This window comes from Paenibacillus hubeiensis (assembly GCF_032334105.1).
GTDB lineage: Bacteria > Bacillota > Bacilli > Paenibacillales > Paenibacillaceae > Paenibacillus > Paenibacillus hubeiensis.
This window is the reverse complement of the sequence record NZ_JAVYAE020000005.1, coordinates 345,257-370,173: the sequence shown is the minus strand read 5'-3', so window position 1 is coordinate 370,173 and position 24,917 is coordinate 345,257. Positions and strand designations below refer to the sequence as shown.

Annotated in this window: 19 protein-coding genes; 17 read left to right on the top strand and 2 right to left on the bottom strand. The window is 52.2% G+C overall.

Annotated elements, in window-relative coordinates; translation table 11 throughout:
* Positions 1–2: 2 nt before the first annotated feature.
* On the bottom strand, positions 3–1,622 hold the full coding sequence (gene spoVB / locus RSX24_RS16875) for a stage V sporulation protein B (protein WP_343261251.1): 1,620 nt from the start codon (positions 1,620–1,622) through the stop codon (positions 3–5).
* Between the two features lie 231 nt (positions 1,623–1,853).
* Here spoVB and RSX24_RS16870 point away from each other — a divergent pair, with 231 nt between their 5' ends.
* From RSX24_RS16870 to RSX24_RS16845, 6 genes are all read left to right on the top strand, one after another.
* Entirely contained in the window at positions 1,854–2,093 is a 240-nt protein-coding gene (locus RSX24_RS16870; RefSeq protein WP_236415823.1) for a post-transcriptional regulator, read from the top strand.
* 92 nt (positions 2,094–2,185) lie between these two features.
* Complete coding sequence (gene secD / locus RSX24_RS16865) at positions 2,186–3,436, top strand: protein translocase subunit SecD (protein ID WP_339274269.1); 1,251 nt, start codon at positions 2,186–2,188, stop codon at positions 3,434–3,436.
* The gene (secF, locus tag RSX24_RS16860; protein ID WP_236415433.1) at positions 3,426–4,334 is read left to right on the top strand and encodes a protein translocase subunit SecF; all 909 of its coding nucleotides are present in this window, start codon (positions 3,426–3,428) and stop codon (positions 4,332–4,334) included. Before secD ends, secF begins: the two co-directional genes overlap by 11 nt.
* Before the next feature lie 71 nt (positions 4,335–4,405).
* Positions 4,406–5,365, top strand: coding sequence for a cation diffusion facilitator family transporter (locus RSX24_RS16855; RefSeq protein WP_343261250.1), 960 nt, complete (start codon positions 4,406–4,408; stop codon positions 5,363–5,365).
* A 39-nt stretch (positions 5,366–5,404) separates the two neighbouring features.
* Positions 5,405–7,813: a single-stranded-DNA-specific exonuclease RecJ gene (recJ, locus tag RSX24_RS16850; protein WP_343261249.1), complete on the top strand. Its 2,409-nt coding sequence runs from the start codon at positions 5,405–5,407 to the stop codon at positions 7,811–7,813.
* A 37-nt stretch (positions 7,814–7,850) separates the two neighbouring features.
* Entirely contained in the window at positions 7,851–8,363 is a 513-nt protein-coding gene (locus tag RSX24_RS16845; protein ID WP_236415438.1) for an adenine phosphoribosyltransferase, read from the top strand.
* 122 nt (positions 8,364–8,485) lie between these two features.
* Here RSX24_RS16845 and uraA read toward each other — a convergent pair whose 3' ends face one another.
* Positions 8,486–9,802: a uracil permease gene (gene uraA, locus RSX24_RS16840; RefSeq protein WP_343261248.1), complete on the bottom strand. Its 1,317-nt coding sequence runs from the start codon at positions 9,800–9,802 to the stop codon at positions 8,486–8,488.
* 485 nt (positions 9,803–10,287) lie between these two features.
* On the opposite strand from uraA, the gene RSX24_RS16835 reads away from it, so the two are divergent.
* From RSX24_RS16835 to RSX24_RS16785, 11 genes are all read left to right on the top strand, one after another.
* Entirely contained in the window at positions 10,288–12,465 is a 2,178-nt protein-coding gene (locus RSX24_RS16835) for a RelA/SpoT family protein (protein WP_236415824.1), read from the top strand.
* 11 nt (positions 12,466–12,476) lie between these two features.
* Entirely contained in the window at positions 12,477–12,938 is a 462-nt protein-coding gene (gene dtd, locus RSX24_RS16830) for a D-aminoacyl-tRNA deacylase (protein ID WP_343261247.1), read from the top strand.
* Between the two features lie 21 nt (positions 12,939–12,959).
* On the top strand, positions 12,960–13,184 hold the full coding sequence (locus tag RSX24_RS16825) for a hypothetical protein (protein ID WP_343261246.1): 225 nt from the start codon (positions 12,960–12,962) through the stop codon (positions 13,182–13,184).
* Between the two features lie 251 nt (positions 13,185–13,435).
* Positions 13,436–13,942, top strand: coding sequence for a type 1 glutamine amidotransferase domain-containing protein (locus RSX24_RS16820; RefSeq protein ID WP_339274261.1), 507 nt, complete (start codon positions 13,436–13,438; stop codon positions 13,940–13,942).
* 108 nt (positions 13,943–14,050) lie between these two features.
* Positions 14,051–14,497 (top strand): hypothetical protein, encoded by a 447-nt coding sequence (locus RSX24_RS16815; protein ID WP_236415443.1) that lies wholly within the window; start codon positions 14,051–14,053, stop codon positions 14,495–14,497.
* Positions 14,498–15,118: 621 nt separating this feature from the next.
* On the top strand, positions 15,119–16,372 hold the full coding sequence (gene hisS / locus RSX24_RS16810; RefSeq protein WP_343261245.1) for a histidine--tRNA ligase: 1,254 nt from the start codon (positions 15,119–15,121) through the stop codon (positions 16,370–16,372).
* Between the two features lie 145 nt (positions 16,373–16,517).
* A complete protein-coding gene (gene aspS, locus RSX24_RS16805) occupies positions 16,518–18,296 on the top strand; it encodes an aspartate--tRNA ligase (protein ID WP_236415446.1) in 1,779 nt (592 codons plus the stop codon).
* Positions 18,297–18,315: 19 nt separating this feature from the next.
* Positions 18,316–19,077, top strand: coding sequence for a tRNA threonylcarbamoyladenosine dehydratase (locus RSX24_RS16800; protein ID WP_236415448.1), 762 nt, complete (start codon positions 18,316–18,318; stop codon positions 19,075–19,077).
* A 221-nt stretch (positions 19,078–19,298) separates the two neighbouring features.
* Entirely contained in the window at positions 19,299–20,597 is a 1,299-nt protein-coding gene (locus tag RSX24_RS16795) for an NCS2 family permease (protein WP_236415450.1), read from the top strand.
* 96 nt (positions 20,598–20,693) lie between these two features.
* Entirely contained in the window at positions 20,694–22,487 is a 1,794-nt protein-coding gene (locus tag RSX24_RS16790) for an ABC transporter ATP-binding protein (RefSeq protein ID WP_343261244.1), read from the top strand.
* Between the two features lie 242 nt (positions 22,488–22,729).
* The gene (locus RSX24_RS16785; RefSeq protein ID WP_343261243.1) at positions 22,730–24,913 is read left to right on the top strand and encodes a HelD family protein; all 2,184 of its coding nucleotides are present in this window, start codon (positions 22,730–22,732) and stop codon (positions 24,911–24,913) included.
* Positions 24,914–24,917: the final 4 nt, after the last annotated feature.

The window sequence follows — 24,917 nt, the reverse complement described above, 5'->3', positions numbered from 1 at the left end:
AGTCATTTCCGCAAACGGCGATTGAACCACGAACCAATGATGGGCGCGCGGGACAGATCGTGAAAGTCGATCATGCGGGTCAAGCCCATGACGATAAAGTAAACGATCAAACCTGCGATCGAAGCCATAATCAGCCTGAGCCACAAAGGAAGCAGCACAACGGTTTGCTCGTAAACGAGCAGCGTCGCCGCACCCATAATAAACATGCCTGCAATGGTTTTGGTCCAGTCCATAAGCTTGAAACGAAAAGCGAGCAGTTTGCGCACACTGCCGGCATGAAGGAACGTGACGATGGTGGAGTTGACGCAGATGGCGATAACCGCGCCAATTATGCCAAATTCCGGACGGGAAGCGAGCAGCAAAATCAGAGAGATTTTGATCACCGCCCCGATGAATGTATTGAGCAGCGCCTTGCCCGGCCGATCAAGGGCCTGAAGAGCCGCTTGCAGCGGTGGCTGAATATAAATGAACAGGGCAAAAGGAGCCATTAATTTCAGCATGTTGCCAATCGAAGCGTCATTGTATATCAAAAGGCACAGCGGTTCCGCAAGCACGTACATGAATACCGAGAACGGAGCCCCTGTGACCAGAGCCAGACGCAAAGCCTGGTGCATGCGCTTATGTATGAGTGCGCGATCGCCTTGGGCGGATGCTTCGGACAAAGAAGGCACAAGAGAGGTCGCCAGCGAAGACGTCAGCGCGCCGGGCAGGAGCAGCAAAGGAATGATCATGCCTTGCAGCGCACCGTACTGGGCCGTGGCCAGTCCTCTGGATAACCCCGCAAGGGCGAGGCTTTGCGCGGTAACGATCGTTTCGGCCAAATAAGAAAGGGATCCGACCAACCGTCCTGCGGTTACGGGAACCGAAATGGCGAGCAGTCTGCGAATCAGCCCTTTTTGAGAGGCTGCCGAGTCGATGGGCGTTTTGCCTGTCGTTTCGTCTTGGTTTTGGAGGGGGGATTTCGGTTGCACTTCTGTTCTCTTCTGTTCTTTCTTGGCCCTGCCGTAATTCCACAGCAAAATGAGCATTCCTGCAAACTCGCCGACAAGCGCACCCAGCATGGCGCCGGCTGCAGCCCGTTCAATGCCTTGGGGAACCAGCAGCCAGGAAAACCAAATGACGCAGACAATGCGTACAATCGTCTCGGTGATGGAAGAAGCTGCGCTGGGGATCATGTTCTGTTTGCCCTGAAAGTATCCCCGGTACACGGCAGACACCGCTATGATCGCAATCATGGGACTCATGCTGACGAAGGTGTGGTATACACGCTCGTCCGTGAGAACGTAACGCGTTACCCAAGGGGCAAAAACGATGCAGAGAAACATGAACAAAACGCCCAGCGTTAGCGTGAAGCTTAAGCTGACCTGCAGGATGCGCTGCGGAGAATAACGATTTGCTCCCGTATCCGCTTCGGCTACAAGCTTGGCTATGGCGAGCGGAATGCCTCCGGTGATCAGGGTGACCAGCACAATAAAGAAAGGATAGCTCAGTTGGTACAGGCCCACCCCTTCTGCACCGATGACTCGCGGCAGCGCGATGCGCGGGATAAAGCCCAATACCCGGTTAATAATGCCAGCAGCGAGCAGGATCATGGCTCCTTGGATAAATGTCTGCTTTTTCAAAGCGACCCCTCTTTCCCGGTTGAAAAGTAACAGGTTGGTTACGCGGACAGGACAAAGCCTGGTTGTCTCATTCTATGCTAGTCCATGACCTTCTCATGACACGATCGGGCGATTTACAAAAAGAACCAAACCAATCAAAGAAGGAATATGGCATGTGGAAGTCGAATGTTGTATCAAGGATGCCGCAGAAAGGTTTTTGAGCAAGGAAGGGAGGCGCTCCCCGTGGAAGAAATGAACGATACGGAACTGGAACAGTCCATCGAGCTGCTCTGCCAAAGCAAAGCAGAGGAGTTACGGCTTGTGGGATACGAGTATGTGACAAGCAAAGATGTATGGAACTGCGTCAGTCATAAATATGAGAAGCAGGGCATTCCGCCCCTGCACCAGCTGGTGAACGACATATTGTCACTGAAAGCAACGAGCTTTATGAACTTTTTGACCGTAGCTGCTTACCGGGGGTCCTCTTTCTAATCGAAAGGGATCTTTTTTTGTTGAAAATTGACTGCATTTTACGGCATCGCTATAATAGGAATATTGAGAATGAAAGGGGATCTAGGAACGGCATGAAAAGAATTGTCAGTTTCATTCTGGTCGTGCTTGTCACCGCTGGCGTGATGGTGGGGACAAGTCCGGAGCTGCTGAAAAATATGCGCTTGGGCCTTGACTTAAAGGGAGGCTACGAGATCTTATATGAAGCAGAGCCGCTGGAACAAGGACAGCAAGTTTCCAAGGCTTCTCTGGTGCAAACCGCAAGAAGTTTGGAAAGTCGTGCCAACGCGCTCGGAACCAGCGAGCCAGAGGTCACAACGGAAGGAACGAACCGCATCCGTTTGAAACTTGCCGGAGTTACCGACGAGGCCGAAGTTAGGGCCAAAATGAAGGAGCCGGCCGTTTTGACGTTCCGCAGTAAAGGCGAGAACGACAAAGAAGGCGAGTACAGCAAAATCGAACTTCGCGGTAACGAATTCGTCGAGAACGGCGCAAAAGTGGTGTTTAACCAACTGAACCAACCGATGATCGACATTCAGGTGAAGGACAAAGCCAAATTTGCGGAAATTACGAAACGTTTGATTGGACAGCCTCTGGCGATCTATTTGGATGATCAATTGTTGTCCGCACCGACGGTGCAACAGCAATTATCGGATGGATCCGCTCAGATTACAGGCAGTTACACGCGCGAGGAAGCGAACCAGCTGCGCGATACGATCAACTTGGGCGCTTTGCCGTTGAAGCTGACCGAGAAGTATTCGCAAAGCGTTGGCGCAACGCTGGGTAAACTTTCCTTGAATCAAACGATTAAAGCGGGGCTTATCGCATCAGTCATTATTCTGGCGTTCATGATCGCAATGTACCGTATACCAGGCCTTGTCGCAAGTTTCTCGCTGATAGTGCACACATGGCTTGTGCTGGCCATCTTCTATTTGGGAGAATTCGTGCTCACGCTGCCAGGGATCGCGGCCTTTATTCTCGGGATCGGGATGGCGGTCGACGCCAACATTATTACGTACGAACGGATCAAAGAGGAGATGCGGAGCGGCAAGTCCGTGATGTCGGCAGTGAAGGCCGGCGGGAAACACTCGTTCCGCACAATCATCGACTCCAACATCACTACAATCATTGCTGCTGGCGTCATGTTTTTCTTTGGTACCGGGGCGGTCAAAGGTTTTGCACTCGTGCTGATCTTCGACATCGTGACCAGCATCATCACGAATATTTACTTCTCCCGTTTCTTGCTCAGCCTGCTCGTTAAAGCGAACTTGCTGAAGAAACCGAAGTATTTCGGAGTAAAGGAGAGTGAAATTCGTGCGCTTTAATTGGAACTATGACTACATCAAAGGCAGCAAATTTGCTTATACTTTCTCCATTCTGTTAACGATAGCGGGGATCGTCAGCTTGCTTGCTCTTGGATTGAACTATGCGGTGGATTTCCGTGCAGGTTCAAACGTCGACATCACCGTATCCAAAGCGATTACAGCGGAACAAATCAATCCGATCATCAAAGACATTGGTGCAGATAACGGGGATGTCCAAATAACAACGGGAACTGACCGAGTAAACGTACGTTTTTCCAAAGAGCTTGATGAAACTCAGGAAAAAACGTTCAAGGATGAATTCAGCAAATTGGATTCCACCGCTTCTTACGAGGTGAATACCGTTGATCCGGAGATGGCCAAAGAATTGGAACGGAATGCCATCTACGCTGTGCTGATCGCAAGTATCGGGATCATGATCTACGTTGCGATCCGGTTTGAATGGCGATTCGGCCTTGCCGCCGTCATTTCGCTTTTCCATGACGCATTTGTCGTCATCAGCGTGTTTTCCATTTTCCGGTTGGAAGTGGACCTGACGTTCATTACAGCCGTACTGACCGTTGTCGGCTTCTCCATCAATGATACGATCGTTATTTTTGACCGGATCCGTGAAAACATGCGGTTCGCCAAAAAAACGTCGAAGGCCGATTTGCGTCAGGTGGTAAACAACAGTTTGGCTCAAACGATGACTCGTTCCCTGAATACAACGTTCACCGTTTTTGCCGCTTCCATCTGTTTGTTCATTTTCGGCGGGGAGTCCATTCGTATGTTCTCGCTCGCCATGGTCATCGGAACACTGTTCGGCGCGTATTCTTCCATCTTTATTGCTGCACCGCTCTGGCTGGTTCTGAAAGGCAAACAAATCAGCAAGCCAAAAGCGGCTGCCAAAGCATCCAACTAAACATGTATGTTCAAGCCGCGCTTTCATGCGCGGTTTTGTAACTTTAGGTACACGTACAAGGGGGATTAAGCATGACCAGAACTCGTATTCCAACTGTTCGCACTGCGGCATGGAGCGGCATCGCCGGGAATATGGTTCTCGCAGTGATCAAGGCTGGGATTGGATATATTTCAGGAAGCAAGTCTTTGCTTGTCGATGGTTTATATTCGGCCTCGCAGGCGGCATCTTCACTGACGGACTTGTTTCCGGCCAAGGTTGAAAAGGCTGGGGAACGAATCCGAGGAACGGCTTCCCGGGATCATGTGCGCGTAGCCGGGCCAGGGACTTCGGTCGTGTTGTCTGTGCTTGTTCTTTTGGGCGGGTTGCAAATTGCTTTTTCGGCACTGTCGGCATTATCGGGCAGCGTACCCGAAATGAAGGGACAGTGGGCGCTTGTTACCGTTCTAGTTGCCTTGGCCATCCGGGAAGCGATATTTCACTTTCAGTACAGATATTACCGCAAACGAAACCAGCCGCAAGCCTTGGCGTATGCGCAGCAGCATCGCCGCGCATTATATTGCTCGCTTGTCGTTATGATCGGCATTGCCGGTTCCTTGACCGGGGAAATGATGGGTTGGGACGCGCTGCTGTACATGGATCCGGCCGCATCTTTGATTGCTTCTTTCTTTGTGCTGCATCAGGGATACCGCATGATCGTGGATACGGTGTACGGTTCGCTCGTGCAGGAACTGGAACAGGAAGAGTCCATTGACTTTCAGGAAACGGTTCAACGCGTGCTTGGCGTGATTACGATTGATCATTTGTCTGCAAGAAACCAAGGGCATTACGTTGCCATCGACCTTATCATTACCGTTAATCCGAGAATCACCATTCTGGAGGCGCAAGAAATAGCTAACCGTGCCAAAACATTGCTAATGACCCGTTTCGACCATGTTAGGGAAGTGCAGGTTCAGGCGATTCCTTATGACCCTGGTTATCCCTATAAATCCAATCATGAGCTGCCTGATCACGAAGCGACATTGATCCAATAGTGACGCTTGATCGTGCAGCGCAGGAAAGGAGCGTTATCATTGCTTTATTCGCAATACCGGTGGAGTACGCCGGATATCGAACCGGAGGCGGCTGCGGGACTCTCGCAGGCGCTTTCCGTTTCCCCGCTCGTCGCACGTTTGCTCGTGGGCCGTGGAGTGCTCACAGAGGCAGAGGCGGAACGGTTTTTGCATCCGGACCTGAGCCAGATGCATGATCCTTATTTGCTGCATGGCATGGATAAGGCCGTACCACGCATCCAACAGGCGCTGGAGCGCGGCGAGCATATTTTAATTTATGGAGATTACGATGCCGACGGTGTATCAAGCACTTCACTCATGATTCATTTGATGAGGCATTTGGGCGCCTCGTACGATATTTATATTCCTCATCGATCCAATGAAGGGTACGGGCTGCATAATCATGCATTGGATTGGGCACACCAGCAGGGAGTCACGCTGATCATTACCGTCGATACCGGGATCAGCGCAGTGGAGCAGATCGCGTATGCCTCATCGCTGGGCATGGAAGTCATCGTGACGGATCACCATGAACCGCCTGAAGTATTGCCGGAAGCCTATGCTTTAATCAATCCGAAGCTCCCTCAATGCAGCTACCCGTTCAAGGGGTTGGCAGGTGCAGGAGTCGCCCTGAAGTTGGCCCAAGCGCTGATTGGGGAAGTTCCGCGCGAATGGATGGAGATTGCTTCCATTGGCACGGTAGCGGACCTCATGCCCTTGGAGGGGGAGAATCGGGTCATCGTAAGTTACGGCGTCGAATCCATGCGCGATACGCGCCTTCCCGGAGTAAGTGCCTTATTGGAGATCAGCGGGGTTAAACAGGAACAGGTGACCTCTGTGAACATTGCGTTTGCAATGGCTCCTCGAATCAATGCCAGCGGGCGTCTGGATCACGCGGGGCGTGCGGTGTCCCTTCTTACGACAGACAATCTGGATGAGGCGCATATGCTCGCCGGTCAACTCGATCTGTTGAACAGGGAACGCCAACAAGTGGTCGAAAGCATCGTGCAGGAAGCGGTGGCGATGCTGGAGCACAAAATTCAGAGCCAAGGCTCGGTTCCTCATGTCATTCTGTTGGCAGGAGAGGGCTGGAACGTGGGTGTGGTTGGTATTGTGGCTTCCAAATTGCTGGAACGATATTATCGCCCTACGCTTATTCTGGGCATTGACCCTGAAACAGGGATGTGCAAGGGATCGGCCCGATCCATCGACGGGCTCGACATCTACGAGGCTCTAACCGCGTGCAAGCATACGCTAGACCATTATGGAGGCCATCCCGCAGCTGCGGGCATGACGCTCCATCGGGACCAGCTCGTGGAGCTGGAGCGAGGCTTGAACGATTATGCCGCTGGCGTTTTGAAAGAGGAAGATTTCATTCCACGACGCCTCGCTGACGATAACTGTTTGATCAGTGACGTGCCGCTGAAAGTCATTCAGGAAATAGACAGACTGCAGCCGTTCGGCATGAGCAATCCATCGCCACGTTTTGTGCTGAATAAGGTCACTATTAAAGAAACCCGAACGATGGGCCGCGAGAAACGCCATCTGAAGCTGGTGCTGGAGCAGGAGGGCTGGCAGCTTGAAGCTGTTGCGTTTGGCAAAGGGGCTTTGGCGGACTTCCTGCTTCCCGGAACCGTCATCGACGCGATGGGCGAACTTTCCATTAACGAGTGGAATGGCACGCGAAAGCCGCAATTTATGCTGCATGATCTGGCAGTGAGCGAGGCACAGGTTTTCGATCTACGCGGCAGTGCCGATCCATTAAATGGAATGAAACAGTTTATGCGTACCTTCGACGTTCATCTGAGGTATACAAGCGGCTCGATCGGCGTTATCGTCCGTCAAGAAACGAATGTTTCTATGGGAAATTCATTGTATGAACCATGCCTTTGGGTATATGATAGGAAGGTCGGGTTGTTACCCCGTAATGCTGCCGCGCAGCACTACGGACAGGAGCAGGTCCGGACGTTATTTGTGTTTGATACGCCGGAAACTCCGGAACAGCTTGATGCGATGCTGAAGTTGTTCAGCGGAGCCGAGAATATCATCCTTCTGCATGGATCGGGCCACAATCGCCGAGATCGACTTCAGATGCCTTCCAGAGAGCTCTTTAAGCGCATGTATGTGCTGGTGTCCAAATGGGGAGCTGAACCGGTGGGTGAACAGGAAATTACGCCTGTACTCAGTCGGCAGTGCAGCTGCTCTGTACGCATGATTACGATGATGCTTGATGTGTTTGAAGAACTGGGCTTCATTCACCGGCGCGACGGCAACATCGAGTTTGTTGCCAATCCGCCCAAACGGGATCTGGCAACATCGCGAAATTATCGGGCCATCGAAAGCATGGCAGAAACCGAGCAGGTGATGTTGGATGCACCCACGTCTCAGCTTACACAATGGATGATAACCCGGATGAAGGGCGTATCTTAGGCAGAGTTGTGTTATTTATTTTAGGAGGAGATTAATTTTGGATTTCAAAGATTATATTCGTGTCATTCCGGATTTTCCGCAGCCGGGAATCAGCTTCAAGGACATTACCACGCTGTTGAAGGATGGAGAAATGTATCGCAAGGCGATCAATGAACTGAAAACGATGGTTTCCGATCTGAAAATCGATGTCATTGCCGGACCGGAAGCGCGTGGTTTCGTTGTGGGTGCTCCATTGTCCTATGCTCTTGGCGTTGGTTTTGCGCCGATCCGCAAAAGCGGGAAGCTGCCTGGTGAAACGATCGAAGCCGGTTATGACCTCGAATATGGCAAAGATACGCTCGCTATGCATATCGATGCGATCGAGAAAGGACAGAACGTGCTGATTGCCGATGACCTGTTGGCAACCGGCGGCACCATCGCTACCTCCGTCAAATTGATTGAGCAATTGGGCGGCAACGTGGTTGGTGCTGCGTTCCTGATCGAGTTGGATGAACTGAACGGGCGGGCTAAACTGCCGAATATCGACGTGTTCACGTTGATGAATTACTAAACCAAACCGATTACTCCCGTTTCCCGGGAAATAATACATGGCATGAATGACTGCAAAAAAGCCAGTTCGCTGCCTCCGTTAAAGGAGGGAGTGAACTGGCTTTTTTCATGTTGCGGATGAAATCAGTCAGGCGTTTTCTCGGTCAGAATCGCCTTATCTTCTTTGTCATTCGACCAGCCAAGCACTTCGAACAATTTGAACAACAGGCTGAGCAAGATGCCCAAGATGGTTGCCAGTGCCATACCTTTCAATTGAACGCCGTAGAAGGTTACTTGAGTGCCGCTAAGTCCCACAACCAATACCAAAGTCGTTAACAGCAGATTGGTCGGTTTGGCGAAATCCACCTTTTGTTCGACCAGGATGCGAAGACCGGAAGCTGCAATGACACCGAACAGAAGCAAGGACACGCCTCCCATGACCGGAACGGGAATGTTCGCAATCAATGCCGAGAATGTCCCGGAGAACGAAAGAATAACAGCAATGATCGCAGCGCCGCCAATAACATAGGTTGAGTATACTCGGGTCAAAGCCATGACACCGATGTTTTCGCCATATGTCGTGTTAGGCGTTGAACCGACGAAACCGGAAAAGATGGTGGAAATCCCATTGCCGAGAAGGGAACGATGCAAACCAGGATCTTTGGAAAGGTCTTTGCCCACAATGCTGCTTGTGACAAGCAAATGTCCGATATGTTCGACAATAACGACCAAGGCTACAGGTAGAATCGTTAGAATAACGGACCAGTCGAAGGTAGGCGTCGTAATGGTAGGCATGGACACGAAATCGGCATTGGCAATTTTATCGGTTTCCACTTGGCCCATAGCGTACCCGAGCAGGTAACCGACTACAATCCCGATCAGAATGTGAATGATCTTGGGAAATCCACGGAACGTAACCGCTCCGATGACTGTAACCCCCAATGTGACCATGGATAAAATAATGGGCTGTGCGGTAGGCACCCAATCCGGATTATTCACGGGGTCCGAGTTGATGATTCCTGCCATTCCGGCAGCAACCGGAACCAATTCCAAACCGATCAGCGCGACGATCGCGCCCATGACTGCAGGAGGGAAGACCACGTTGATCCAGCCTGTACCCGCATATTTGATGACCAAGGCAACGATGCAAAATACGATGCCAGTTACGATGAACGCGCCAAGCGCCATCGAATACCCGTTCTCCGGATGTTTAAGCAGGACGGAGGATACCGGGGCGATAAAGGCAAAGCTGGAGCCGAGGTAAGCCGGAATTTTACCTTTGCATATCAGAATGTACAGCAATGTCCCGATCCCGTTCATCAACAGAATCATGCTTGGATCGACGCCGAACAGGTTAGGCACGAGAACCGTGCTCCCGAACATGGCGAAAAGGTGCTGCAAACTTAATAAGAAGCCAGGTCCAAAAGGCATTTTTTCATTTACCTGAATTTCACGCTGCACGAAATGCTCATCTCCTTTTTCCGAAACACAAATCTTCAATATAGTACAGACTTTCCGAAGAATAAGCAATAACATTTTTTGCGAAAATCGCCGAATTGTTCGTTTTTACGTTAATATCAAGTGAGTGAAATCACGATCCTGATAGAAATGGTACTATATATAGGGTTGGCTGGTGATTTGTAATCCGTATATTGTGGCAAGGTGTGAAAAAAGACGAATAATGCAAAATGAATGGCTTACCTATTCTAATTCTTCGGCAAACGGCTATACTGTATTACAATAAAGAAAGTTGGCATTTTCATCGAGCAGCCTTTATTCGACAAGCCTTTCGCGCAAGTCACCATCATCTTCTCGCCCATTCGTCAGCAGTTGACGGAAAACGGGTGAAGCGTCATAATTATAGGAAATCACTTTTACGGGGAACCTGTGTAGATGCAAATGTCACGGGTTCCATTTTGTATAGAAAGGACACGGAACAGATCAGAATGGGCATAGAGCAATTACTTGAGAAGGCCGGGGCCTACATCAAAGAAGCCGATCTGGTGCGCATACGTGAAGCTTACGAATTTGCTGATCAGGCCCACCACGGACAGACGCGAAAATCGGGAGAGCCATATATTCTGCATCCGCTTGCGGTTGCTGATATCGTTGTGAACATGCAGATGGATACGATTTCCATTATTGCAGCGCTTCTTCATGATGTCGTGGAAGACACGACAGTGTCGCTGGAGGAGATTCGCAACCAATTCGGCAATACGTGCGCCATGCTTGTCGATGGTTTGACGAAGCTGGAGAGAATTCAGTTCCGTTCCAAAGAAGAGCAGCAGAACGAGAACTATCGCAAAATGTTCATTGCCATGGCACAGGACATCCGTGTCATCGTGATCAAGCTGGCAGACCGCCTGCATAACATGAGAACCCTCAAATTCCAGTCGGAGGAGAGCCAGCGTCGGATTTCCTACGAAACGCTGGAAATTTTCTGCCCCATCGCCAATCGTCTCGGGATATCCGCGATCAAATGGGAGATGGAGGATATTGCTCTGCGCTACCTGAACCCGCAGCAGTATTACCGAATCGCCAACCTGATGCACAAAAAGCGGGCTGAGCGGGAACAGTACATCGATACGGTCATGGACGGAATCAAAGCCAAGCTTGATGAAATGGGCATTCAGGCGGACTTGTCCGGCCGTCCCAAGCATATCTATAGCGTGTTCAAAAAAATGACGACCAAAAACCGGCAGTTCAATGAAATATACGATCTGCTGGCGATTCGTATTATTGTGGATAATATCAAGGACTGTTATGCTACGCTCGGCATCATTCATACGTTGTGGAAGCCGATGCCCGGGCGTTTCAAGGATTATATCGCAATGCCGAAGGCGAACATGTATCAATCGCTCCATACGACGGTGGTGGGACCGAACGGGGAACCGACCGAGGTTCAGATTCGAACATGGGACATGCATCGCACGGCCGAGTTCGGTATTGCGGCACATTGGGCTTATAAGGAAGGCGTTGCGTCCGTCAACAATTTCGAAGACAAAATCACGTTTTTCCGCGAGATTCTGGAGCTGCAAAACGAAACCAAAGACGCGTCCGAGTTTGTCGAATCGCTCAAAATGGATTTCTTTTCGGATCTTGTATTCGTATTTACGCCAAAAGGCGAAGTCATCGAACTTCCGGCAGGATCCGTGCCGCTTGATTTCGCTTACCGCATTCATACCGAAGTGGGCAATCGCACGATTGGTGCCAAGGTCAATGGACGGATCGTTCCGCTGGATTACAGCCTGAAGACCGGGGATATCATTGAAATCCTGACGTCCAAGCATTCCTACGGCCCAAGCCAGGACTGGCTCAAAATCGCCAAGTCGTCCCATGCCCGTTCGAAGATCAAGCAATGGTTCAAGAAGGAACGCCGTGAAGAAAACGTTGAAAAAGGCCGCGAGGGCATTGAACGCGAGCTGAAGCGAATGGGGCTGGAGCCTTCCGTATGGATGAGCGATGAGAAACTCCTGGAAGCTGCCAAGAAATTTGCCTTTAACGACATTGAGGACATGCTTGCAGCGATCGGATTCGGAGGAATCACTGCCGCGCAGATCGTTACAAAAGCCACCGAGAAGCTGCGCCGGGAGCAGGAAGAAAACAGCCTGCTGGAGCTGAACTCGGAGATGCGTGAGCTGAAGCCTGCGCCGGAACGCAAAAACCGCCCAACCAACGGCATTCGCGTCAAAGGCATTGACAACCTTCTCGTTCGTTTTGCGCGTTGCTGCAACCCTGTGCCCGGAGATGACGTGATTGGTTATGTCACGCGTGGTCGCGGCGTGTCCGTGCACCGCAGGGACTGCCCGAACATTCCTTCAGGCTCGGACGGGGATGAGGCAGCTCGCGTGATCGAGGTGGAGTGGGAAGAAAATATCGAAGCCAACTACAGCGTCGACATTGAGATTACGGGCCACGATCGCAATGGTTTGCTCAATGAAGTGCTGCAAGCCGTTTCGGAAAGCAAAACGAATATTTCCGCCGTTACCGGACGGACAGACAAAAACAAATTGGCATTGGTGCATGTTACCATTTTGATTCGAAATACGGAACACCTGCATTCGGTTGTGGAACGGATCAAACGAGTGAAGGACGTTTACTCCGTACATCGCATCATGCAGTAAGGAGCTTAAGCATGAGAGTGCTTGTACAACGTTGCAAAGAAGCCCGGGTTACCGTCGGGGACGAAGTGACCGGACAGATCGAATCCGGCCTGATGCTGCTGGTCGGCATCACGCATGAGGATAAGGAAAAGGATGCCGTTTATCTGGCCGACAAAATCGCCGGTTTGCGGATCTTCGAGGATGAGCAGGAGAAAATGAATCTCAGCCTGATTGACGTGGGCGGAGCCGTTCTGTCGGTCTCCCAGTTCACCTTGTACGGCGACTGCCGCAAAGGCAAGCGTCCCAGCTTTGCGGCTGCGGCAAGACCTGAAACGGCGGCTGCATTGTATGAAACCTTCAACCAATTGCTGCGTGATAAGGGCATTCAAGTCGAAACCGGTCGTTTCGGGGCTATGATGGATGTGACCTTTACCAATTGGGGACCGGTGACGCTCATGGTGGAAAGCCCGATTCGTCAGGAAGGCCAGGCATAATCCCGGCGGGGAAAGGCCATAATGAAGGATATGTTGAAATCTGCAGCCCGTAGCAGGGCAAAGGAGCACGCCATCATTATGCGCCAATCCACGAAGGAAAGCCGTTCGCGCTTGGAACCTCTGCTTCCTCCGGGCAGCATGCATGAATCGCTTCAGTTGGCCCGGGCGGCAGCGGATTGTGTTGCAGCGATCTGGTTCGTTCAAGAGAAGGATAAGGGCAAACCGCCGCGTCTCCCACGCGTTTGAGGATGCCACAGCAAAAAGCCATGACTCGAATCATGGCTTTTTGTTGTTTCCGCAAATAACGATATGGTGGAAGAAGCCGACCGTTCACTCAGGACCTGTTATAAAAGAAGCTTGTTAGGGTAATAACAAACTAGGCACAAGCGCTTTACTTTTGCAGTAAGACGCCTGAAAAAAGCGACCATGGTTTCCAGACATGAAACGAACCGCAGGAAATCAACGGGGTTGACCAGTGTGAAAGGAGAGCATGACCAATGAGCAAAATCGCATTTTTGTTGGCAAACGAGTTCGAGGATTCGGAAATGCAGGTACCTTACGATGAGGTCAAGCAAGCCGGACACGATGTCGAAATTATCGGCCTCAAAGCCGGAGAAGTGTTGAAAGGCAAGAACGGCAAGGCAACATACACGACGGATAAAGCCATTGCAGACGCTGTTGCAGCCGACTATGATGCCGTGGTCATTCCCGGGGGATCGTCCCCGGAAAATTTGAGAACCGATGCTCACATTTTGAAATTCGTGACGGAGATCAACAGCGCCAAAAAACCGATTGCCGCCATCTGCCATGGACCGCAAATTTTGGCAAGCGCCAATCTGTTGAAGGGACGCACGATTACCGCATACCCGCCGCTGAAGGACGACATGGTCAATGCAGGAGCCGAATTCCAGGATCATGAAGCGGTTGTGGATGGAAATTTCATTACGTCGCGAACGCCGAAGGACGAACCGGCTTTCGTTCGCGAACTGTTGAAGGTTATCTAACCGTTTCATTACGGGGCAGGAGCAGGGCAGCCTAATGCTCCTGTTCCCGCATCATAATCAGCCCGGATGGAATGGAGCATTTCGCCGAAATGAAAAGGAGGGATTGGCATGGCAAAGCATATTCAGGCTTATTTTCGTACCGAAGATGACGCAGAGGGAGCAAGAACGTCATTGCAGACGTTTCGCACGGAGCAATTGGAGGTAGGGCAGCTGGACGATGCGATCGGAAGGGACCAAAAGCTGATGGTGCCCTTGGTTCCTTACAACACGGCTGGCGCAGCGGGCACGAACGGCGCAATGGGGGTGGGTTCTTCTCCCGGAGTTCCGGCGAGCGAGAACGTGATTCCCGTCGTGGCCCCGGTGGACCGCGATGCCGATGGGGGAACGAGGGAGCGCGTAAATGAGGATCATGACATGTTGAATGCATCCAATATATCCACAACTGATTTTGGAGATCTGCGCTATGTTCTTTCGGCCAAGGTGAATGACGAGGATTATAACGAAATCATTCACAAGCTGAGAAGCAATGGAGCGTACGTGGAGGAATTAAATTAAAGCGCTATCATTTTTGTAATGATCCTGTAACATTGGATTCATGGGTCTTTAACATAGCCTGTTTATAATAACAGACATGACCCCCTTTTTTATATATCTTTTGAGCCTGCACACGGTGTGCAGGCTTTTTTTTGCTTCCTTTGAGCGTTAGCTCTTGACTTTAGTACTGCGGTTCATTACAATCAGGAAATAAATTAACTTTTAACGTCATATTATAACGTTAAAACTGATGAATCGACGATTCGATGACGGGACCAAGTAATCCGAACCCACAAGAACAGAGAAGAATCCCCAGGCTGTAAGGATTCTCTTGATGAGCGGATGAATGACTTCCCCGAGAACAGGCGGCGAACACAGCGGAGCTTCTCCGGTGGCCAGTAGCCGAACTGCGCAGGACGTGCGTTATACGTGGAGCGGAATGAATGACTGATGAGGTGACCTCACGCATCGGTTCATGACAAACTTGACTGGTCTGTGTGGCGTCGGGTGTTCCGGAATGTGGGTGGTACCACGGGTGAATGTTAAACACAATCTCTCGTCCCTTTGTTTGCCGATGATTCGGCAAGCAGGGCGAGGGATTTTTTTGTTATATAGAGAACTAAAATGATGGAGGGATGAATCATGGCATTTCAAAAACCAACAGGAACGCAGGATTTGCTGCCTGGTGTTGTCGAGAAATGGCAGGCCGTTGAGGAAAAAGCACGCGACTTGTGCCGTCGGTATAATTACCGCGAAATTCGTACCCCTATATTTGAACAGACAGCTTTGTTTGTTCGCGGCGTAGGCGAAACGACGGATATCGTGGAAAAGGAAATGTACACGTTTGATGATAAAGGGAACCGCAGCATGACGCTTCGTCCAGAGGGCACTGCCGGCGTGGTTCGCTCTTACGTGGAAAACAAACTGTATGGCGAACCTGATGTCAGCAAATTGTATTACATCGGACCGATGTTTCGTTATGAGCGCCCGCAGGCAGGACGTCAGCGCCAATTCCACCAGTTTGGCGTGGAAGCGATCGGGGCGGTCGATCCGTCGATCGACGCAGAAGTGATCGCGCTTGGTTATCAGCTGTGCGTGGAGCTTGGACTGCAGGACGTTAAAGTGGAGATCAACTCCGTCGGCAACCCGGCAAGCCGGGCGGCTTATCGCGAGCAGCTGCTGTCGTTCCTCAGACCGATGAAAGACAGCCTGTGTAAAGACTGTCAATCCCGGATGGAGCGCAACCCGCTTCGCGTGCTCGACTGCAAGGTGGATCAAGACAAATTCACAGGCGCACCGTCCATTTTGGACAGCCTGGATGAAGAGTCCCTGAATCACTTTGAAACATTGAAGTCATATCTGGAAGACTTCGGCGTGGACTATGCCGTGAATCATCGTTTGGTTCGCGGACTGGATTATTACACATTGACTGCGTTCGAATTGAAAGCACAAGGCATTGGCGCAATCGATACGGTCGGCGGCGGCGGCAGATACAATGGACTCGTCGGCGACATCGGCGGACCGGATCAGCCGGGCATCGGTTTCGGTATCGGCCTGGAACGCATCCAGCTTATTCTGGAGCACCAGAATATCGAAGTTAGCAAGCTTGCTCCGCTGGACGTGTACTTTGTTGCCCTCGGCGAGGCGGCGGATCGCGAAGTCAATCGCTTGTTGTTCAAGCTGCGTCAATCCGGGCTGTCCGGCGAGCGCGATTATCTAGGCCGCAAAATGAAAGCCCAGATGAAATCGGCAGACCGTTTCAAAGCCCGTTATACGGCCATCCTTGGGGATGACGAGCTGGAGCGCGGCGAGATTGCGCTGAAAGCGATGGAAACGGGCGAACAACGGACCGTGAAGCTGGATGACCTGGCCGCTGCGGTAAGAGGAAACCACTGAACCGCTGACATTCTTCCCGAATCGGAAACGAGCTGGAAAGGTTTGCGGCTAAATTAACGTTATTCACACAACCGAACTGGACAGGGCGGCCTTGAGCGGCTGCCTTCGTACAGGGAGGGAATTTCAAATAATAAGGAGTCTGATTATGAAAAGAAGTCATCATTGCGGCGCTTTGACGAACGCACACATCGGTGAAACCGTAACACTGAACGGCTGGGTTCAAACCCGTCGTGACCTTGGAGGCGTCCTGTTCATCGATCTGCGCGACCGCAGCGGCATCGTGCAGGTGGTATTCAACCCGGCATATTCCGGCGAAGCCCTTGCCATTGCGGACAGAGTGCGCAGCGAGTACGTCATTGCCGTATCCGGTAAAGTCGTGAAGCGCGATGCCGAAACGGTAAACCCGAACCTGCCTACAGGTGAAATCGAAGTGCAAGTGACCGAAATCGAAGTGCTGAATGCGGCCAAAACACCTCCGTTCTTCATCGAAGACGGCGTTGAAGTCGATGAGTCTCTTCGTTTGAAATATCGTTATTTGGACCTGCGCCGCCCGGAAATGTTCGATACGCTGAAGCTGCGTTCCAAAGCAGCCAAAGTATTCCGCGACTTCCTGGATGGCGAAGAGTTCATCGAAGTGGAAACGCCGATCCTGACCAAGAGCTCGCCGGAAGGCGCGCGTGACTATCTCGTGCCGAGCCGCGTGCATGAAGGCGAATTTTTCGCCCTGCCTCAGTCCCCGCAAATTTACAAGCAGTTGCTGATGGTCGGTGGACTGGAGCGTTACTATCAGATCGCCCGCTGCTTCCGTGACGAGGATCTGCGTGCTGACCGCCAGCCGGAGTTCACGCAAGTCGACATTGAAACGTCCTTCATGCAACAGGATGACCTGCTGCCGATGATGGAACAATTGATGGCGAAATTGCTGCGCGAGACGAAAGGCATTGAGCTCGAACTGCCATTCCAACGCATTACTTATGCGGATGCCATGGGCAAATACGGCTCCGACAAGCCAGATCTGCGCTTCGGCATGGAATTGATCGAAGTGAACGACATCGTTGCGACCAGCGGCGTCAAAGTCTTTGCTTCCGTCATCGAAAAAGGCGGCGAAGTGAAAGTGCTGAACGCGAAAGGCTGCGGCACATGGAGCCGGAAGGAAATCGACGACCTCGGTCCGTTCGCTGCGCGTTATGGCGCCAAAGGTCTGGCTTGGATTCAAGTGAAAGACGGCGAATTCAAAGGGCCAATCGTGAAGTTCTTCACGCCGGAAGAGATCGAAGCGCTCAAAGAACGTACTGGAGCCGAAGAAGGGGACTTGCTGCTCTTCTCTGCCGACAACAAAAAAGTCGTTGCCGACGTGCTCGGCAACCTGCGTCTCAAAATCGGCCGCCAGCTTGGCCTGATCGATGACAGCAAATTCAAATTCGCTTGGGTTGTGGACTTCCCACTGCTCGGTTATGATGAAGAAGCAAAACGTTATGTAGCTGAACACCATCCGTTCACACGTCCGAAAGACGAGGATCTGCACCTGTTCGACAGCAATCCGGGCGAGATCCGTGCCCAAGCGTATGACCTCGTATTGAACGGTTACGAAGTCGGCGGTGGTTCGATGCGTATTTACAAACGCGACGTACAGGAAAAAATGTTCGACGCACTGGGACTTTCCCCGGAAGTGGCGAAAGAAAAATTCGGTTACTTGCTTGAAGCATTCGAATACGGAACACCACCACACGGCGGGATCGCCTTTGGTTTCGACCGTCTCGTCATGCTGCTGGCTGGACGCACCAACCTGCGCGAAACGATTGCGTTCCCGAAAACGGCAAGTGCAACGGACCTGCTCATGAACGCTCCATCCGAAGTAGATCTGGATCAACTGGAACAGCTGCATATCCGCGTAGCCCGCAAACCGGTGGCGGAAAAGAAATAAAGGAGGCATCTGATTCTCAATGCTCCATCAATTTTCAAGAACAGAGCTCGCAATCGGACCTGAAGGTCTTGAAACGATGAAAAACAGCACCGTTGCGGTGCTCGGCATTGGCGGCGTCGGCTCCATCGCGGTGGAGGCCCTCGCCCGTACCGGCGTTGGTCGTATCATCCTGATCGACAAGGATGTCGTGGACATCACCAACATCAACCGTCAGATCCATGCCTTGACCACGACCGTGGGCCAAAAAAAGGCAGACCTGATGGTGGAACGGGTCAAGCTGATCAATCCCGAGTGCGAAGCGATCGCGCTGAACATGTTCTATACCGAAGAGACGTATGAAGAATTGTTCAAATACGAGCTGGATTACGTGGTGGATGCTTCGGATACGATCATTTACAAAATCCATCTCATCAAGGAGTGCCTGAAGCGCGGCATTCCGATCATTTCCAGCATGGGTGCGGCCAACAAAATGGACCCGACGAAATTCCAGGTGGCGGACATTTCCAAAACGTCCATGGACCCGATCGCCCGCGTGGTGCGCACGAAGCTGCGCAAAGACGGCATCAAAAAAGGCGTGAAGGTGGTATTCTCCACCGAGGAGCCGATGAAACCTCGCGCGGACGTTACGGAGAAGATCGTTCCCGAGAACGCTCCGGAAATCCGCAAAGCCAAGCAGCCGCCGGCAAGCAACGCCTACGTCCCTCCGGTGGTCGGGCTGATCATGGTCAGCGTCGTGGTCAAAGAGCTGCTTGAAATCGCCGAGAAAAAGAAGAAAAATTAAGCTTTTCATAAAAAGCGCAGGTGCCGTTACGGTGCCTGCCTTTTTTGTGAAATTCGACTGCAATCCGCGATGTATCACCGATGTTCGCAATCCCGAAAAACCTTCCAAGCGTCAAGCGTACGTCATGTACTTCAACAACAAAAGCGTGTATGATATGGGGTGCTGCGCGTCATGCTGAATACATAGGGAACTGCAGCGTCAGAGAGGGGAATAGAAATCAGATGAAACAAGGATGGATGACCAGACGCCTCGGATTGGAGCCGGGGAACCAGTGGAAAAAGGAACTGATCGCGGGAGCGATTTCCTATTTTGCCGTGGTATACATCGTCATGGTCAATGCTACAATTTTGGCGGATGCCGGCATGCCGCTGCAGGCGGCGATGGTTGGCACGCTGCTGACGTCCATCGCAGGCTGCCTGCTCATGGCGTTCTGGGGCAAATCCCCGATCGTGGTTGTGCCGGGCATGGGGATCAACGCGTTTTTTACATATACCTTGGTGCATTCCATGAAGCTGAGCTGGCAGGAGGCACTGGCCGTCGTCACCGTTACGGGCATTCTGTTTGCGGTCGTTGCTTTTACATCGTTATATAAAATGGTCAGCGAAGCCATACCCAAAAACTTGCAGCATGGCATTACCGTAGGCATCGGGCTGTTTTTGACCTTTATCGGCCTGCAAAAAAGCGGGATCGTGATCGCGCACCAGACGACGTTTGTGACGATCGGGCATTTCGGCGAACCGGGGGTCATCACCGCTTGCGTCACGCTGGTCATCGCGCTGATATTATTCATTCGCAACGTGCCCGGCGGCCTGCTGATCAGCATATTGGCGGGAACGGCGTTGGCCTATGTGCTTGGAGCCGTGCAGCCGGGAGAGCCGGTGTCAGCCGGAGCAGCGATCCGCCAATACGGCGGCCTGTTCGCCCAGCTGTCGTTCGATCATTTGGCGCAGCTCGCCTTTTGGATCGCGGTTTTCCTGTTGTTGTTGATCGTTGTATTCGAAAATATCGGCCTGATCACTGCACAGACGCAGTTGATCGGCCGTCCGGAACGGTTCAAAGGCAGTTTGCGTGCCCTGTCCGTAACCAATGTGTTTGCAGGCATCTTCGGCAGCAGCCCGGCTGTGGCAGCCGCGGAAACGACGGCAGGCATCGCCGCAGGCGGGCGTTCGGGCCTTACGCCGCTCGTGACGGCCGTGCTGTTCGGCGCGACCTTTTTCTTCATTCCGCTGCTCGGTTATATTCCGGACAGCGCGATTGCACCTATTTTGATCATCATCGGGGGCTTGATGGTTCAGGACGTAAGGCAGATGGATTTTCGCGATTTTACCGAAGCTTTCCCGGCATTTCTGATCATGGTCATGATTCCTTTTACGTACAGCATCGTGGACGGCATGGCGTTTGGATTCATCGCTTATCCGCTCGCAAAGCTGGCTGCAGGACAAGGAAAAAACGTTCCGGGGGTCATGTACGGCATCTCCATTCTGTTCTTGGCCAATTTCATTTTGCACGGCATTTTGTAGCCTAAAAGACATCATCAAGCAAATCCGAATCCGAGAAACGAAATGGGGCGTTCAGTCGTATGATTGAGGTGTGAATGAAGGGTAAGGAGGAGGACCATGCAAGATACGGAGCAAAAGAAGCAAACAGAACCTAAATTGGGGAAAAAGGGATTCAAGGATTTCGCAAAACTGATCGCCTCGACTCAGCCGCCGAAGCTGATTCTCATCGTGGCCCTGATCCTCACGCTGATTCAGACGACGGCCGGATTGATCGTGCCGCTCATGACCAAAGGGCTGATTGACGGACTGACGATGTCCGCATTGAATAAATCCGTCATCATCATGCTCATTGGCGCTTTTGTCATTCAGGCGATCGCAGCGGGAATCAGCATTTATTTGCTGAACTATGCGGGACAACGGGTCGTCGCAACGCTCCGCACCAAGTTGTGGAACAAGGTGTTATCGCTGCCGATGCCGTATTTCGACCGCAACCGCACAGGGGATACGATGAGCCGCATTACCAACGATACGAGTCAAATTATGACGCTGATCGCCGATTACCTCGTTTCGTTCATATCAAACATCGTGGCGGTGGTCGGCGGCGTGGCTCTCCTGTTTTACCTGGATTGGGTCATGTCGTTGATCATTCTGAGCCTCGTTCCGCTAACATTGCTGATCCTGCTGCCCGTTGGCCGGAAAATGTACCAGATTTCGAAGAAACAGCAGGATGAGATGGCGGGTTTTACGTCGGTGTTAAGCCAGGTCATCGGTGAAATCCGTCTCGTAAAAGCATACGGTACCGAAAAGCAAGAAAGCGACGCGGGCAGCTCCAGAATCGGTAAAATGTTTGCTTTTGGTCTGCAGGAGGCGAGGATACTGGCGCTGATCGGACCGCTGTTCACGTTTGTCATGACCGCGGTGCTGGTCGTCATTCTCGGCGTAGGAGGCATGCGCGTGGCATCGGGCCTGCTGTCGGCCGGGGAGCTGGTTGCATTCATTCTGCTGTTGTTCCAAGTCATCATGCCGATGGGGCAATTCACGACGCTATATTCTCGTTTGCAAAAAGTGGTAGGAGCCACCGAGCGCATCCAGGCCATACTGGCCCACGAGGAGGAGCCGCGCGATCAGACCGAAGAGGCTCCCAAAGGCAATGAAAACATTGCGTTCAACAACGTGCGCTTCTCGTACGTGACCGGAGAAGAAGTGCTGCACGGCATCGATTTGATGCTGCCTGCACGCAAAGTGACCGCGATCGTGGGGCCGAGCGGCAGCGGCAAATCGACCATTTTTTCTTTGCTGGAGCAGTTTTATCGCCCCGAGGCAGGCAGCATCACCTACGGCGGGAAACCAATAACGGCGTATTCGTTATCTTCGTGGCGCAGCAAAATCGGTTATGTCTCACAGGAAAGTCCGCTCATGGCTGGCACGGTGAAGGACAACATCACCTACGGCTTGGGACGTGAAACCAGTGTGGAGGAGATCCGGCGGGCGGCCGAGATGGCCTATGCCAAGGAGTTTATCGAGAAGCTGCCGCAAGGATACGACACCGAGGTAGGGGAACGCGGCATCAAGCTGTCGGGGGGACAACGCCAGCGAATCGCCATTGCGCGCGCTTTGCTGCGCAGCCCTGACGTGCTGCTGCTGGACGAAGCAACCTCAAGCCTGGACAGCACATCGGAGCATGAAGTGCAGCAAGCTTTGTCCAACCTGATGCAGGGTCGAACGACGGTGGTCATCGCGCATCGGTTGTCCACCGTGGTGGACTCGGACCAAATCGTTGTGCTGGAGCACGGCCATGTGACCGGAACGGGCACGCATGCGGAGCTGCTTGGCAGTCACGAGGTGTACCGCGAGCTGGCGCAAAAACAGTTCGTGTCGCAAACGGAAGAGGCCGGCGATGCGACATCGTAAAGTATATTGGGGATTCATGCGGTGCCCGAATCATGCCTGTCAAGGCTTGAAGAGGGTGTCGTATTTTTTTGCGTCAAATTCCTCTTATGGACAGAAATTAAGGCTTGCTTTTAGATTGCCGGCTTCCTTTAAATCGCAAGGATATATAGCTTTCGCGCTGTCAATGTGATATAGTAAATATCCTTTTGTGTCGTCCGTAAACGGCTATGCAAAATAACATATTCTTAGGAGGTAACTGAAACATGTCAGAAAGCTTTCAAAGTGCCTATCAAGAAGAAGAAAACAGGTTGAAGCGAACGATGGAAGAAGTGGACCGCCAGTTGGAACGGTTGAGAAACATTCCGGTCTATACCGGCCACGATTTCACGGAGCAAGTGCTGGAGGCGGGACGTGAGGAACGCCGCAGCAATCTGGCCAAGAGCGCGCAGCAACCCTATTTCGGGCGTCTTGATTTTGAAGAACAGGGCAGCGATGAACGAAAGCCGCTGTATATCGGCAAAATCGGGGTGGACCGCGAAGAGGTGGGTGAGCATCCGCTCGTGATCGATTGGCGCGCACCCGTTGCCAGCCTGTTTTACTCGTTTACCGGCGGAGAAGCCATGGCGACGTATGAAGCGCCGGAAGGGCTTGTCGAAGGGCTCGTTTACCTGAAACGGAACGTAGTTATTCGCCAGCGCATTTTGGAACGGGTGGCGGATACATATAACCGCGAAGGCGATCAGCCGGCGGTTTCGGATGAATTTTTGGTATATCGGCTCGGCGAAAACAAGGACAACAAGCTCCGGGATATCGTATCGACCATCCAGGCGGAGCAGGACCAGATCATTCGCGCCGCCAAAAACACCGCATTGATCATCCAGGGCGTGGCAGGCTCGGGAAAAACGACCGTGGCCCTGCATAGGCTGGCCTTTTTGCTGTATCAGTATAAGGAGCAGGTATCGGCAGAAAAAATGGTCATTTTTGCGCCCAACCATATGTTTCTCGATTATATCTCGGACGTCCTGCCAGAATTGGGCGTGGGCGATATCCAGCAAAGCACGTTCCCGGATTGGGCGGTGAACCTGCTGGGACTGGAGCTGCCGCTGGCAGACTCGCAGGAAACCTTGCAGGCGTGGTTCGAAACGCCGGATGCCAAGCCGGAGCTGAACGATGACGTGCCTGGGAGGTACAAGGGTTCGATCCGTTTCATGGAGCTGCTGCGCGAGTGGCTGACCGGCATGGAGGCCAGTGCGGTACCGGATCTGGATTTCAGTCCGTGGGACGGAGCCGTGCTCGCGAAAAAGGAAATCGATGGCTGGTTCAGCGACGAATACAAGCATTACCCGCTGGCTAAACGCAAGGAACGGGTGATGGCGCGGATTCATCGCTGGATCGAAATGGAACTCAAGAAAACCTCCTCCGAATCACTGCGCAAGGAGCGCAAAAAGAAGGCGGCCACCCGCGAGAAGGCATATGCCAAAAAGTGGGCGGAGTATGAACCGCTGACGCTGTACAAACAGCTTTTCAAGGCATCCAAAGGCGGAACCGTGCCAGAAGGGATCATGGCGCGCATTCCGAAGAATGTGCTTAAACAGACGGCGGCCGACCTGAAACAAAACGTGATTCGCGAAGAGGACCTGCCCGCGCTCGTGTATATCCACACATTAGTTCACGATATTGACGGCGCTGCGCGGTTCGATCATGTGGTCATCGACGAAGCGCAGGATTTCTCCCCGTTCCATGTGGCCTTGCTGGATTTGTACGTCAAAGGACATTCGTTTACCATTTTGGGTGACCTCTCCCAAGGGATTCACGAATACCGCGGCGTCCATGCTTGGAATGAGATGAGCTCGCTGTTTGCCGAGGAACATAATGCCTATTTCGCCCTGACTCGAAGTTATCGCTCGACGATGGAGATCATTGACTATGCAAACACGATTCTCGAGCAGGGGGTTCGAAGTGGTATTACGGCCATCCCGGTCTTCCGGAGCGGTGACCCGGTGCGTGTGTTACCGTACGAACAGAAGGGAAGGACCGCGAGTTTGGAACGTGCATTGAAATGGCTCACAAGCAAAGACTACCGCACGGTTTCGATTCTGACTCGGACGCTGCATGAAGCGATTGAACTGCATCGCGAGCTGGAGCAGGCAGGATGGGAGCTTAACCTCATCGACGGGGGCGAAAAGCAGTATGCTGGCGGCCATTCGGTTCTGCCGGTCTATCTTTCCAAAGGGTTGGAGTTCGATGCGGCCATCGTGGCCGACGTGGACGGAGCGCACTACTTGCCAAATGCGGGTGACGCCAAGCTGTTATACGTCGGCTGCACGCGGGCGCTGCATGAACTGTGGCTGTTCCATGACGGAGCGCTGCCCGAATATGCTGCGGCAACGCAAAATCCGGAAGGTGATGTGGTCAGCGTACAAGGGTGGCCTGACGATTCGATATAACGAT

Excerpts from the sequence above, each read along its gene's own strand:
- RSX24_RS16790 (WP_343261244.1), top strand. The coding sequence starts at position 20,694 with ATGCAAGATACGGAGCAAAAGAAGCAAACAGAACCTAAATTGGGGAAA.
- RSX24_RS16785 (WP_343261243.1), top strand. The coding sequence starts at position 22,730 with ATGTCAGAAAGCTTTCAAAGTGCCTATCAAGAAGAAGAAAACAGGTTG.
- dtd (WP_343261247.1), top strand. The coding sequence starts at position 12,477 with ATGAGAGTGCTTGTACAACGTTGCAAAGAAGCCCGGGTTACCGTCGGG.
- RSX24_RS16815 (WP_236415443.1), top strand. The coding sequence starts at position 14,051 with ATGGCAAAGCATATTCAGGCTTATTTTCGTACCGAAGATGACGCAGAG.
- hisS (WP_343261245.1), top strand. The coding sequence starts at position 15,119 with ATGGCATTTCAAAAACCAACAGGAACGCAGGATTTGCTGCCTGGTGTT.
- RSX24_RS16820 (WP_339274261.1), top strand. The coding sequence starts at position 13,436 with ATGAGCAAAATCGCATTTTTGTTGGCAAACGAGTTCGAGGATTCGGAA.
- RSX24_RS16795 (WP_236415450.1), top strand. The coding sequence starts at position 19,299 with ATGAAACAAGGATGGATGACCAGACGCCTCGGATTGGAGCCGGGGAAC.
- RSX24_RS16825 (WP_343261246.1), top strand. The coding sequence starts at position 12,960 with ATGAAGGATATGTTGAAATCTGCAGCCCGTAGCAGGGCAAAGGAGCAC.
- RSX24_RS16800 (WP_236415448.1), top strand. The coding sequence starts at position 18,316 with ATGCTCCATCAATTTTCAAGAACAGAGCTCGCAATCGGACCTGAAGGT.
- aspS (WP_236415446.1), top strand. The coding sequence starts at position 16,518 with ATGAAAAGAAGTCATCATTGCGGCGCTTTGACGAACGCACACATCGGT.
- secD (WP_339274269.1), top strand. The coding sequence starts at position 2,186 with ATGAAAAGAATTGTCAGTTTCATTCTGGTCGTGCTTGTCACCGCTGGC.
- RSX24_RS16835 (WP_236415824.1), top strand. The coding sequence starts at position 10,288 with ATGGGCATAGAGCAATTACTTGAGAAGGCCGGGGCCTACATCAAAGAA.
- RSX24_RS16855 (WP_343261250.1), top strand. The coding sequence starts at position 4,406 with ATGACCAGAACTCGTATTCCAACTGTTCGCACTGCGGCATGGAGCGGC.
- RSX24_RS16870 (WP_236415823.1), top strand. The coding sequence starts at position 1,854 with ATGAACGATACGGAACTGGAACAGTCCATCGAGCTGCTCTGCCAAAGC.